Annotated in this window: 10 protein-coding genes; 6 read left to right on the forward strand and 4 right to left on the reverse strand. The window is 69.0% G+C overall.

Going from position 1 to position 12,401, the window contains the following annotated elements; genetic code table 11:
* The first annotated feature begins 129 nt into the window (after positions 1-129).
* From ACWCOV_RS32250 to ACWCOV_RS32265, 4 genes are all read left to right on the forward strand, one after another.
* Positions 130-1,314, forward strand: a complete 1,185-nt coding sequence (locus ACWCOV_RS32250) for a sensor histidine kinase (protein WP_449833115.1) — start codon at positions 130-132, stop codon at positions 1,312-1,314.
* Positions 1,311-1,979, forward strand: coding sequence for a response regulator transcription factor (locus ACWCOV_RS32255; protein ID WP_449833116.1), 669 nt, complete (start codon positions 1,311-1,313; stop codon positions 1,977-1,979). The genes ACWCOV_RS32250 and ACWCOV_RS32255 overlap by 4 nt, the downstream gene beginning before the upstream one ends.
* Positions 1,980-2,080: 101 nt before the next feature.
* Entirely contained in the window at positions 2,081-2,860 is a 780-nt protein-coding gene (locus tag ACWCOV_RS32260) for an ABC transporter ATP-binding protein (RefSeq protein WP_360525282.1), read from the forward strand.
* 1 nt (position 2,861) lies between these two features.
* Positions 2,862-5,324, forward strand: a complete 2,463-nt coding sequence (locus ACWCOV_RS32265; protein ID WP_449833117.1) for an ABC transporter permease — start codon at positions 2,862-2,864, stop codon at positions 5,322-5,324.
* A 1-nt stretch (position 5,325) separates the two neighbouring features.
* Here ACWCOV_RS32265 and ACWCOV_RS32270 read toward each other — a convergent pair whose 3' ends face one another.
* Complete coding sequence (locus ACWCOV_RS32270; protein WP_449833118.1) at positions 5,326-5,673, reverse strand: VOC family protein; 348 nt, start codon at positions 5,671-5,673, stop codon at positions 5,326-5,328.
* Positions 5,674-5,676: 3 nt separating this feature from the next.
* Positions 5,677-6,465 carry a methyltransferase domain-containing protein gene (locus ACWCOV_RS32275; protein WP_449833119.1) on the reverse strand — a complete coding sequence of 263 codons (789 nt, stop codon included), beginning with the start codon at positions 6,463-6,465 and terminating at the stop codon, positions 5,677-5,679.
* Between the two features lie 96 nt (positions 6,466-6,561).
* Here ACWCOV_RS32275 and ACWCOV_RS32280 point away from each other — a divergent pair, with 96 nt between their 5' ends.
* Positions 6,562-7,059, forward strand: coding sequence for a MarR family winged helix-turn-helix transcriptional regulator (locus ACWCOV_RS32280; RefSeq protein WP_449833120.1), 498 nt, complete (start codon positions 6,562-6,564; stop codon positions 7,057-7,059).
* 473 nt (positions 7,060-7,532) lie between these two features.
* On the opposite strand, the gene ACWCOV_RS32285 is transcribed toward ACWCOV_RS32280, so the two are convergent.
* Entirely contained in the window at positions 7,533-9,323 is a 1,791-nt protein-coding gene (locus ACWCOV_RS32285) for an ABC-F family ATP-binding cassette domain-containing protein (RefSeq protein ID WP_449833121.1), read from the reverse strand.
* A 49-nt stretch (positions 9,324-9,372) separates the two neighbouring features.
* Here ACWCOV_RS32285 and ACWCOV_RS32290 point away from each other — a divergent pair, with 49 nt between their 5' ends.
* Positions 9,373-10,218 (forward strand): fructosamine kinase family protein, encoded by an 846-nt coding sequence (locus tag ACWCOV_RS32290; protein WP_449833122.1) that lies wholly within the window; start codon positions 9,373-9,375, stop codon positions 10,216-10,218.
* 4 nt (positions 10,219-10,222) lie between these two features.
* Here ACWCOV_RS32290 and ACWCOV_RS32295 read toward each other — a convergent pair whose 3' ends face one another.
* Entirely contained in the window at positions 10,223-12,121 is a 1,899-nt protein-coding gene (locus tag ACWCOV_RS32295) for a GTP-binding protein (RefSeq protein ID WP_449833123.1), read from the reverse strand.
* Positions 12,122-12,401: the final 280 nt, after the last annotated feature.

Here is a 12,401-nt window from a genome sequence, read left to right on the forward strand (position 1 = left end):
CCGAGCGTGAGCCACCCGCGCCGACCCGGTTGCGACACCACTACGTCCTGTCGTTAGGTCCCCGGTCGTACGTCGACATCCGCCCACGGAATGACCTCCGGGGCAACTGATCCCCGTACCCTGGCCCGCATGACGGGGATCCTGACCGCGCGGCCCGTGCCTGCCCGCAGCAAGGCGTTCGACCTGCTGCTGGCCGGCGGTCTGTGCATGTTCTGCGGCTTCCTGTCGCTCGCACAGGCCGGGTACGGCGGCATCCTCGCCTTCGGCATGCTGGTCCCGCTGATCTGGCGCCGTACGTACCCTGAACCGGTCTTCTTCGCCGTCTCGGCGGTCGCGGTCCTGCAGTGGCTGGTCGGCGTCGACCTGATGCCCGGCAACGCCGGCCTGCTGGTCGCCCTCTACACGATCTCCGTGTACGGCGCTGTGCCGTTCAGCCGGATCGCCCTCGGCGTCGGCGGCCTCGGCGTGCTGATGGCGGTCTCGCGCTACTGGTCGAACTCCGACTGGCGCCAGCAGGTCACGATGATGGTCGCCCTCGGCGCCCTCGTCTTCGGAGTGTGGGCCTTCGGCGAACGCCGCCGTACGAGAGGTCTGTACGTCGCTCAGCTCGAAGAGCGGGCCGCCCAACTCGAACGGGACCGCGACCGCGAGGCCAAGCTGGCCGTGTCCAACGAACGCACCAGAATCGCCCGGGAGATCCACGACGTGGTCGCGCACGGCCTGTCGATCATGATCGTCCAGGCCGACGGCGGCCTGTACGCCGCGGACCAGTCACCGGAGGCGGCGAAGAAAGCGCTCGCGACGATCGGCGACACCGGTCGCGCGTCGCTGACCGAGATGCGCAAGATGCTCGGCCTGCTCAAGCAGGAGGAGCAGCTCGAGCTCGACCCGAACCAGCCGCGCCCGCAACCCGGTGTCTCCAGCCTGCCCGAGCTGATCGAGAACGTCCGCGAAGCCGGGCTCACCGTCGACTACCAGGTGACCGGCGAGCCGCGGGACCTGCCTTCGGTGCTCGGCCTGACGGCGTACCGGATCGTGCAGGAGGGCCTGACCAACACGCTGAAACACGCCGGGCCGGGAGCCCGGACCTCCGTCACGCTGGACTTCGGCCGCGAGATGCTGACCGTGGTGGTCACCGACGACGGCCGGGGCGCCGGGGTCGCGCCGAGCTCCGACCCGGGTCACGGCCTGGTGGGGATGCGGCAGCGAGCCTCGATCTCCGGCGGTACGGTGAACGCCGGACCGAAGGCGGGTGGCGGTTACGAGGTGATCGCCAAGCTCCCGTACCACCTTCCCACTGGAGGCGAGCAGTGAGCGACGACGTGATCAGGGTCTTCCTGGTGGACGATCAGGAGCTGGTCAGGGCCGGATTCACGATGCTCGTGGACTCGCAGGCGGACATGCGGGTCGTCGGCCAGGCCGGCGACGGCGGCGAGGCGATCGAGAAGATCCAGGTGACCGGCTGCGACGTCGTGCTGATGGACGTCCGGATGCCGCGGCTGGACGGGGTCGAGGCCACCCGCCTGCTCCAGTCGTTGCCGCAGGCACCGAAGGTGATCGTGCTGACCACGTTCGACCTGGACGAGTACGCGTTCGCCGCGATCAAGGCCGGCGCGGCCGGCTTCCTGCTCAAGAACACGCCGCCGGCCGACCTGCTGTCGGCGATCCGGCAGGTGCACTCCGGTGACGCGGTGGTCTCCCCCAGTACGACGAAACGCCTGCTGGAACACTTCGCCGGATCACTCCCGGACGGCGAGGTGGAACGGCCGGACCTGGCCGAGCTGACCGCCCGGGAACGCGAGGTCCTGGTCGAGGTGGCCCGCGGGCTGTCGAACACCGAGATCGCCAAGCTCTTCACGTTGTCCGAGGCAACGGTCAAGACGCATATCGGCCGGATCCTGGCCAAGACCGGGCTGCGCGACCGGGTCGCGCTGGTCGTCCTCGGGTACGAGACCGGCCTGGTGCGGCCGAACAAGTAATACCCAGGTACTACGCGAACTGCAGTCTGCGGTCCGACGAGATCGGCGCGCGGTTTCACTAACTTCTTGGCCAACGACAGTTTTCTGAGCTGAGGAGTGACATGAGCTTGCAGACCGGTCAGCTACCGGTGGGGCGGCTGCCGCAGGACGGCGCGCCGCGGACCGCGATCCGGGCGCACGAGCTGCGCAAGGTGTACGGGCAGGGCGACACCGCCGTGGCCGCGCTCGACGGCGTCTCGGTCGACTTCGGGGTCGGCCGGTTCACCGCGATCATGGGCCCGTCCGGCTCGGGCAAGTCGACGCTGATGCACTGCCTCGCGGGCCTGGACACCCCGACCGGCGGCCAGGTGCTGCTCGGCGAGACCGAGCTCACTCAGCTCCCGGACGCCGAGCTGACCCGGATCCGCCGGGACCGGGTCGGGTTCGTCTTCCAGTCCTTCAACCTGCTGCCGATGCTGTCCGCGAAGGACAACATCCTGCTCCCGCTCGAGCTCGGCAACCGCAAGCCCGACCAGCAGTGGCTGTCGACACTAGTCGACGTACTCGGGCTGCAGGACCGGCTCACGCACCGGCCGTCGGAGCTGTCCGGCGGACAGCAGCAGCGGGTCGCGGTGGCCCGTGCGCTGGTCGGGCGGCCCGAGGTCGTGTTCGCTGACGAGCCGACCGGCAACCTGGACTCCCGGTCCGGCGCGGAGGTGCTCGGCTTCCTGCGCCGCTCGGTCCGCGAGTTCGGCCAGACGGTGGTCATGGTGACCCACGACCCGCTGGCCGCGTCGTACGCCGACCGCGTCGTGATGCTTGCCGACGGCAAACTTGCCGGCGAGCTGCACGAGCCCACTCCGGAGACCGTGCTCGACGCGCTGCGGCAGCTGGGAGCCTGAGGTGCGACGCTCCATCCTCTCCTCACTGCGCGCCCACCTCGGCCGCCTGGTCGCCGCCTGCCTGGCGATCGTGCTCGGGGTCGGTTTCGGCACCCTGGCACTGACCGCGCACGCCTCCGCGTCGAACGGCATCGACGAGTCGATCGGCGCGCAGTACCGCGGGGTCGACGCGGTCGTCTACCCGGAGAACGCGCAGATCACCGCCGCCGACGTGGCCAAGCTCCAGAAACTCCCGCAGGCCGGCTCGGTCGTCGTGCGCACCACGGCGTACATGACGGCTGCCTTCCCTGACCTGGTCCGGCCCGACGGCCTCGCCGTCGACGCCCTGTACGACACGACCCGGATCGCTGGTCCGGGTACGTCGTCCGGCCGCCTGCCGACCGCGACGAACGAGATCGCCCTGCCGGCCAAACTGGCCGCCAAGCACAAGGTCGCGATCGGCCAGACGCTGCGGCTGAACGCCTACACCGGCAAGTCCTTCAACGTCACCGTGGTGGGCCTGCTCGACGACTCGAAGGCGATCGGATCCGCGTCCGCGGTGGCGACCGCGGCCGCGGTGCAGACCTTCGAACCCGACGCGTTCATCCAGTCGGTCGGGCTCGCCGCGAAGCCTGGGGTCGACCAGCAGATGCTCGCGTCCGCGGCGCAGGGCGTCGTCTCCAGCGACCTGAGGGTCTTCACCGGCGAGGCGTGGATCGACCACGAGGTGAAGAGCTACACGAACGGCATCGACGTACTCGGCGGGGTGTTCGGCATGTTCGCCGTGATCGCGCTGTTCGTCGCGTGCCTGGTGATCAGCAACACCTTCACCATCGTGATCGCCCAGCGCACGAGGGAGATGGCGTTGCTGCGCTGCGTCGGCGCGTCCCGCAAGCAGGTTTTCTCCTCCGTCCTCGCAGAGGCGTCCGTGGTCGGGGTGATCGCGTCCGCGGTCGGTGTCGTCTTCGGTGTCGCGCTGTCCGCGCTCGCCCTCACGTTGGCCCGTGAGTTCGACTGGGGTCTCCCGCCGATCGCGCTCCACCTCGACGTGTGGTCGGTGTTCATCCCGCTCGCGCTCGGCACCGTGGCCACCGTCGTCGCGGCCGTCGTACCGGCTCGGCGGGCGACCAAGGTGGCTCCGCTGGCCGCGCTTCGGCCCGAGGTTGCTCCGGCTGCCGCGTCGAAGGCCGGTGTCGTGCGGCTGATCCTCGGCTTCCTGCTGCTGGCCGGCGGCGGGCTGCTGCTGGCCACCGGCGCGGCGGGCCACCAGGTGCTGATCGGTGTGGCCGGCGGTGTGCTCTCGTTCCTCGGCGTACTGGCCATCGGCTCGCTGCTGGTGCCGGCGTTGATCCGGCTGATCGGCGCACTGCCGACCCGCGGCGGCGGAGTCCCGGCCCGGATCGCGGTCGCGAACGCGATTCGGAATCCGAAGCGTACAGCGGCCACCACCTCGGCGCTGTTGATCGGCGTCACGCTGATCAGCCTCACGTGCGTCGGGATCGCGTCGGTGCGGAAGACGTTCGACGTGTCGATGGACGGGCAGTACCCGGTCGACATCATGGTGACCGCGTACAACGAGAAGATGCCGGCCGGCGCCGAGCAGCAACTGCGCGACATCAAGGGTGTCACCCAGGTCGTCCCGGTCAGCGAAGTGACCGCGAAGACCGGCGGCCAGGAGCTCCCGGTGACCGGGATCGACCAGGCCGCGGCCGGATCCGTCATCCACAACCCGTCGCTCGCCGCGCAGCTCAAGCCGGGTACGGCGCTGCTGGACTCGCCGACGATGACCATGCTCGACCTGAAGGACGGCGCCCGGCTGACCGTCGTGGCCGCCGGGAAGAAGCTCACGCTCACCGCCTACCGGGCCACCGGGCTGGACCCGATCACCGTCACCTCGACGGACCTCCGCAAGTTGGCGCCCGCGGCGCCGGTCACCGGCTTCTGGCTGGCGTCCGACCCGAAGGCCGACGGGTCGGCGGTCATCGACTCGGTGGAGCAGTCCATCCCGACGGTCAAGGAGCTCGGGGTCGAGGGTGGTCTGGCCGAACGGAACAGCTACACCCAGGTCTTCGACGTCCTGCTGATCGTCGGTGTGGGCCTGCTCGGAGTGTCCGTGCTGATCGCACTGGTCGGTGTCGGCAACACGCTCAGCCTGTCGGTGCTCGAACGTACCCGGGAGAACGCCTTGCTGCGGGCCATGGGTCTGACCCGCCGCCAGTTGCGCAGCATGCTCGCGGTCGAGTCGTTGCTGATGGCACTTGTCGCCGCGGGCCTGGGGATCGCGCTCGGCCTGATCTACGGCTGGACGGGTACCAGCGCGTTGATGGGCGGCCAGACGGTCGACGGCAGCGTCGAGTACGCCGTACCCGTGAGTCTGCTGGTGATCATCGCAGCGGTCGCCGCCGTGGCCGGCCTGCTGGCCTCGGTCCTCCCGGCTCGCCGGGCCGCCAAGGTGGCGCCTGCCGGAGCCCTGGCGACCGAATAGCTCAGACGATCTCCACCCTGTTCCCGTGGCCGTCGGCGGTATGGAACCGCCGGCGGCCCGGGATCGTCTCGTTGTCCCAGGTCACCGGATAACCGAGCTTCTCGAGCTTCTCGGCCAGCGCGTCCAGGTCGTCGACGGCCAGCGCGGGATGCGCCTTCTTCGCCGGCTGGAAGTCCTGCTCGACTCCGATGTGCACCTCCGCCGCCCCCTCGCGGAACCAGCAGCCGCCGCGAGCCTTCAGCAACGGCGGCTTCTCCACCTCGGTCATGCCGAGCGCATCGCGGTAGAAGGCGCGCGCGACGTCCTCCCCACCGGGCGGGCACGACACCTGCACATGATCGAGCCGCATCGCTCAGGCCTCCCGCTTCTGGGCGACCGCGAAGATCCGCCGGAACGGCAGCAGCGTCCCGTAGTCCTTCTGCTGGTACACATCCGCCAGCCGGGCGCCGTACTCGTCCTCGAACCGCTGCCGCATGTCGTCCGGCAACGACTGCAGCACCGGCCGCGCGCCCGTCCCCTTCACCCACTCCAGGACGGCGTTGTCGCCCTGCAGCAGGTGGTAGTAGGTCGTCTCCCACGCGTCGACGACACACCCCTCGGCCGTGAGCGCATCGACGTACGTGTCCGGGCCGGGGACCTCTGCCCGCAGCGACGCGTTCTTCGCGTACTGCGCGTAGGGCTCGGACGCGGCGAGGTCGCGCAGGATCGAGTGCGACGGGGCGTTGCCGTTGCCGGGGATCTGGATCGCCAGCCAGCCGCCCGGTCGCAGCGCCTTGACGAAGCCGGGCAGCAGGTCGAGCTGCTCCGGGATCCACTGCAGGACGGCGTTGGTGACGATCACGTCCAGCGAACCAGGCTCGGCGGTCCACTCGAGCAGGTCGCCGAGCTCGAACGTGAGCTTGTCGTCGGCGTACTTCTGCGCGGCCTCGATCATCTCGGGTGAGCTGTCGATCCCGCGGATGGTGGCCTCCGGCCACAGCTCCCGTAGCGTCGCCGTCAGGCTGCCCGGACCGCAGCCGAGGTCGACGACGGTGTGGACGTTGTCGGCGCGCACCCGGCCGACCAGGTCGGCGAACGGGCGGCCGCGTTCCTCGGCGTAGGTGCCGTACTGCCGCGGACTCCAGACCGGTGACGTTCGCATGCTGCCGCCTCTCCCAGGATTTATCTTGATATCGAGATACTCTAGGCACGGGAGTTGTCTTGATGTCAAGAGTCTTGATGGCGTAATCTCAACAGCATGGAAGACGAGGTCGATCGGCTGCTCGAGGCCTGGCGGCGGGAGCGCCCCGACCTCGACGTCGCGCCGATGGAGGTGCTGTCCCGGGTCAGCCGGCTGGCGCGGCACCTGGACCGCGCACGCAGCCAGGCATTCTCGGCGCATGGGCTGGAGTCCTGGGAGTTCGATGTGCTCGCGGCGCTGCGGCGGGCGGGAGCGCCGTACCAACTGTCCCCCGGCAAGCTGCTGAAGGAAACACTGGTCACCTCGGGCACGATGACGAACCGGGTCGACCGGCTCACCGCTCGCGGCCTGGTCGAGCGCCTTCCCGATCCCGCCGACCGACGCGGGGTCCTGGTGCAACTGACCGACGCCGGGCGCGACGCAGTCGATGCCGCGATGGCCGATCTGCTGGCCCACGAGCGGCAGTTGCTGGGGTCGATCAGCGACCGCGACCAGGCGAGGATCGCGCGCGTCCTGCGCGAACTGGTCCGGCCGTTCGACCTCGAAAAGCACTGAATTCCGGCCCCCGACAAACCCCCGGGAATTGTGCCGGAATTATCCGAAAAGACGACCCGTCACTTCACCCCGGTTCCGATCGTTGCTAGTTGCAACGAGATCGTGAGACTGCTGTAGCGGTCGACTATCGACACTGAGTGAGCAGGCGCACTAGGGTCCTCACTGTCGGTGGTTGACCGACCACGAAACGTCAAGAATACGGTGACTTCGGCGGCAAGAGGTGGTCCGCCGAAAGTGGCCGCGCGGTGTCCGGGGCTCGGGGCCCGAACAACGCCGGCCGGCACGGGGCCCGCTCACCCGGAGGCGCGGCGCGCCCTCCGAATCACAGGGGATCGGAGGGTGCGCCGCGACTCAGTTCTGTTTTCCACACGTTTTCCACAGGCGCCGATGCAATATTACTCACCGGTCGTGGTCGTGCTTCGGTTCACAACCTCGGGAATTGATCAAGCATTAAATGTTCAACAGGACGCAGCTCATTCCGCGCGCTCGGCGGCGTCGAACCAGGCAGTTTCGAGTTCGGCCCGTTCCTCGGCCAGTTTGCGTAGCTCGGTGTCCAGCTCGGACAGCCGCTCGTAGTTGCTGGCGTTGGTGGCCAGCTGGTCGTGCAGCTTCGCCTCGGTCTCGGTCAGCTTGGCGAGCTGGCGCTCGATCCGGTTCAGCTCCTTCTTCGCCGCCCGTGCCGCTGCCGCGTCAACCACCGGCTCGGCCTCGTCGGGCTTCGTGTCCACGACCGGGCTGTCGCTGACCGTCGTACGGCGGGGAGCGGCGCCGCCGAGCTCGTCGATGTACTGGTCGACGCCGCGCGGCAGGTGCCGGACCCGGCCGTCGCCCATGATCGCGTAGACCATCTCGCTGACCCGCTCCAGGAAGTAGCGGTCGTGCGTCACCGTGACGACCACGCCCGGCCAGCTGTCGAGGAAGTCCTCCAGGACCGTCAGCGTCTCGACGTCCAGGTCGTTGGTCGGCTCGTCGAGGATCAGCACGTTCGGCTCGTCGAGCAGGATGCGCAGGAGTTGCAGCCGCCGGCGTTCACCACCGGACAGGTCGGAGATCCGCGTCGTCAGCTTGTCCCCGCTGAACCCGAACCGCTCCAGCAGCTGCGACGACGTCAGCTCGCCGCCTCGGCCGGCCAGGGCCGCCGTACGGCGAATGTCGGTGATGTGCTGCAGGACGGTCGCCGTGCCGTCGATCTCCTCGAGGTTCTGCGTCAGGCTGGCGACGCGGACGGTCTTGCCCTGCTTCACGCGACCGCGGTCCGGCGCGAGCTGGCCGGTGAGGACCCTGAGGAACGTCGTCTTGCCGGCGCCGTTCGGGCCGAGCAGTCCGATCCGGTCGGCCGGGCCGAGGCGGAACGTGACGTGGTCGAGCATCACCCGGTCGCCGAAGCTCAGGCTGACGTCCTCGGCGTCGAACACGTCCTTGCCAAGCCGCGCGGTCGCCAGCTGCGACAGGGCGAGCTGGTCGCGTGGGGGCGGCTCGTTCTCGATCAGGGCGTTGGCGGCGTCGATGCGGAACTTGGGCTTGCTGGTCCGGGCCGGTGCGCCGCGGCGCAGCCAGGCGAGCTCCTTCTTCAGGAGGTTCTGCCGCTTGGTCTCCGTGACCTGGGCCGTCCGGGCGCGCTCCGCCTTGGCGAGGACGTAGGCGGCGTACCCGCCGTCGTACGACGTGACGCGGCCGCCCTGTACCTCCCACGTGTCGGTGCAGACGGCGTCGAGGAACCAGCGGTCGTGGGTGACCACGATCAGGGCGCCGGCCCGGTCGACCACATGCTTGGCGAGCCAGTCGACCGCCTCGATGTCGAGGTGGTTGGTCGGCTCGTCCAGGATCAGCAGGTCGACCTCGATGAGCAGGAGCCTGGCCAGCGAGGCGCGACGGCGTTCGCCACCGCTCAGGGTGCCGACCAGCGCTTGGTGGTCGACTCCGCCGAGCAGGTGCTCCATCACCGAGCGCGTCCGCGGATCCGCCGCCCAGGTGTAGGTCTCGGCGTTGCCGAGCACCGCGTGCAGGACGGTGTGCCGGGGGTCGAGGTCGTCGGTCTGGCCGAGGTACCCGAGCCGGAGGTCGCGGTTGTGGACGATCCGGCCGCTGTCCGGAACCTCGCGCCGGGCCAGGAGCTGGAGCAGCGTCGACTTGCCGTCGCCGTTGCGCCCGACCACGCCGACTCGTTCACCCCGGCCGATGCCGAGGCTCACCGCGTCGAGGAGTGTCCGAGTCCCGAAGCCCTTGGAAACAGCTTCCAGATTGACCAAGTTAGGTGCCGCCATATCGCGGACCAGAGTATCCGACGCCTGTCCGCGTGCCAGGATCGTCCACGTGCTGACTGCTTCCTGGCTGGACGGCCTCGACCTGGGCGACCCGGTTTCCTGCGATCTGCTGGAAGGCGGCTACGCCAGCAAGACCTACCGGGTGCGTACGACGCTCGGCCGGTCGGCGATCGTGAAGACGCACGACGATCCGCCGCCCGGCCTGTACGAGCTCGAGGCCGACGGGCTCAACGCACTGCGGGTGCCTGGCGGGTTCGCCGTACCGGACGTGTTGCGGGTGGCGGCGGACTTCCTTGTCCTGTCGGACCTCGGGAGTGCTGTGCTGGCCGACCAGTCCCCGGACTTCTGGCGGGACGCCGGGCATCGCCTGGCGATTCAGCACCAGCAGACGTCGGACAAGTTCGGCTACCACCAGGACAACTACCTGGGCCTCATCCCGCAGCGAAACCCGTGGACCTCCGACGGCCACGCCTTCTTCGCCGAACACCGCCTGCTCCGCTTCCTCGAAGTCCCCCGCTGCTACAACGCGCTCTCCCCCGAAGACCGCCACCGCCTGGAACGCCTCGCCACCCGCCTCCCCGACCTGGTGCCGGACCAACCCCCGTCCCTCCTCCACGGCGACCTCTGGCACGGCAACCTCCTCCCCGCTCCCGCCCTGATCGACCCCGCGGTCTACTACGGCTGGCCCGAAGCCGAACTCTCCATGCTCATCGGCTGCGGCAACATCCCGGACGACTTCTACACCGCCTACGAGGAGCTCCACCCGCTGACCGAAGGCTGGCAAGCCCGCATGCCCCTCCTCCACCTCCGAGAACACCTGGCGGTCCTCGCCCACTTCGACAACTCCCACGACGCAGCCACCAAGATCCGCCAAACCCTCGATCACTTCAGCTGATCCGTCACGTCTGGTTGAGGTGGAGGAGGTACTGCTTTTGGTTCAGGGGGTTGCCGTCGGTTCGGGGGTGGGTGGGGGTTGGGGAGGGGGCGGGCGTGTAGGTGGTGGTTGTGGGGGTGAGGATGCCTTCGCCGTGGGTGAGGCTGGGGAGGTGGGTTTCGAAGGAGTGGGTGGTCGCGGCGGGGAGGGTGCCGGTGAGCTGGGCAGATTGGTCGGAGAGGGTGGTTTGGTCCACTACGGCTCGGGATTCGGCGAGCAGGGCGAGGACTCGGGAGATCGAGTCGGGTGGGATGTCGAGCTCGAAGTGGTGGACGGGTTCGAGGACTGTGGCGCCGGCCTCGGCCAGGGCTTGCATGAGGACCAACGGCACCAGGCGGCGAAAGTCGGAGGCGACGGTGGTTGGGGACGAGTAGCCGGTGTGGGTGACGGTAACCTCGAGGTCGGGGATCTCCCAGCCGTACAGGCCCTGCTGCAGGGTCAGCCGGACGGTCTCCTCGATCGCGGTGTGGAAGGCCCGCGGCAGCGCGCCGACCTCGGACTCGACCCGGTAGTCGACACCTGACTCCCCCGGTGACACCCGGAAGCCGACGGTCGCGACCCACGGGTTGTCGGGGGCACCGATCTCCCGGTACGCCGTTCCGACGCCGTTGAGCCGCTCGACATGGATCGGCGTGGTCTCGCTGAAGTCGACGGCCAGGCCGTACTCGGACTCCAGCAGCGACGCGATCACTTCCTTCTGCACCTCGCCGTACAGGCTGACCGTGATGTCGTCGGCCTTGCGGACGCGGATCAGCGGGTCCTGCTCGGCGAGCTGGGTCAGCGCCTGGAAGAGCTTCACCCGGTCCCGCGCCCGCACGACCGTCTCGAGCGTCGGCGGCGCGAACAACCGCCCGACCCCGTCACCCCGGACGCCGAGCTGATCGCCGATCCGGATGTCCTTCAGCCCCCGCAACGCGACGATCTGCCCGGCCTCGGCCCGCTCGACCGCACGACGGGAGCCACGCTCGAACAGTTCGACAGCACTCGGACGAGCCTGGTACGACGGACCTGCCGCCGGGTGCACGTCGATGTGCGCACGCGGCGACAGCGAACCGGACAGCACCCGCGCCGACGCGAGCTTCTGGCCGGCCGCGCCGCGCTCGACCTTGAAAACCCTTGCCTGCAAGGAGTCCGCCGCCGATCCCGTTGCGCGCGGCAACCACGTCCGGATGCCGCAGACCAGTTCCGGCACACCGATGCCGGTCATCGCGGAGCCGAAATAGACCGGATACACCTGCGCCACCCCTACCTGCCGGCGCAGCTCCGCCTCGACGTCGGGAAGCCCCAGCGAGTCGTCGAGGTAGCGCGCCAGGAAGTCATCGTTGCGCTCGGCAAGCAGTTCGCTCAGCGCCTTGTTCTGCAGGTCGAACAACGAGAAACGCGCCGACCGGGAGCCCAGGTCCGCGACCGATCCCATCGGCACACCGGCCGGGGTCAGCAACCGCGAGATGTCGGCCAGCAAGTCGTCGTACCGGGCGCCGAGCCGGTCGATCTTGTTCACGAACAGCAAGGTGGGGATGCCGAGGCGCTGCAGGGTGCGCATCAGCAGCCGGGTCTGCACCTGCACACCTTCTACCGCGGAGATCACCAGTACGGCGCCGTCCAGCACGGACAACGCGCGCTCGACCTCGGCGATGAAGTCCGAGTGTCCCGGGGTGTCGATCAGGTTGACGGTCAGGTCGCCCAGCTCGAACGACACCACCGCGGAGCGGATCGTGATGCCACGCCGGCGTTCGAGCTCCATCGAGTCGGTCTGGGTGTTCCCGTCGTCGACTCGGCCGACCCGGTCGATCACACCGGCGGCGTGCAGCAGCCGCTCGGTCAGGCTGGTCTTACCGGCGTCGACATGCGCCACAATGCCCATCGTCAGAGAGTTCAAGGGTCCTCGCGAATGCGTCGAAGTGATTCGTCCTGTCGAGGTCGATCACAGTGCCGCGCATCCCGTTCTCCGATCACGAGGAATTCCAAGGGGCAAACGCTTGGATGCTAACGCCGCCCCGGATCCGCCGGCGACCGATTTTCCGGGCGCCCGGCTTGTCAAACGATCGCTTGCCGAGCTGGTCGCGGAGGCCTTGTTTCCAACGCTTTCCAGACCGGCGGCGACGGAGTATCGTCGCGGACTGCGACCGGTTCGGTGAGTAGCG

This window comes from Kribbella sp. NPDC002412, from assembly GCF_053592935.1.

Excerpts from the sequence above, each read along its gene's own strand:
- ACWCOV_RS32250 (WP_449833115.1), top strand. The coding sequence starts at position 130 with ATGACGGGGATCCTGACCGCGCGGCCCGTGCCTGCCCGCAGCAAGGCG.
- ACWCOV_RS32260 (WP_360525282.1), top strand. The coding sequence starts at position 2,081 with ATGAGCTTGCAGACCGGTCAGCTACCGGTGGGGCGGCTGCCGCAGGAC.
- ACWCOV_RS32270 (WP_449833118.1), bottom strand. The coding sequence starts at position 5,673 with ATGCGGCTCGATCATGTGCAGGTGTCGTGCCCGCCCGGTGGGGAGGAC.
- ACWCOV_RS32295 (WP_449833123.1), bottom strand. The coding sequence starts at position 12,121 with ATGGGCATTGTGGCGCATGTCGACGCCGGTAAGACCAGCCTGACCGAG.
- ACWCOV_RS32285 (WP_449833121.1), bottom strand. The coding sequence starts at position 9,323 with ATGGCGGCACCTAACTTGGTCAATCTGGAAGCTGTTTCCAAGGGCTTC.
- ACWCOV_RS32275 (WP_449833119.1), bottom strand. The coding sequence starts at position 6,465 with ATGCGAACGTCACCGGTCTGGAGTCCGCGGCAGTACGGCACCTACGCC.
- ACWCOV_RS32280 (WP_449833120.1), top strand. The coding sequence starts at position 6,562 with ATGGAAGACGAGGTCGATCGGCTGCTCGAGGCCTGGCGGCGGGAGCGC.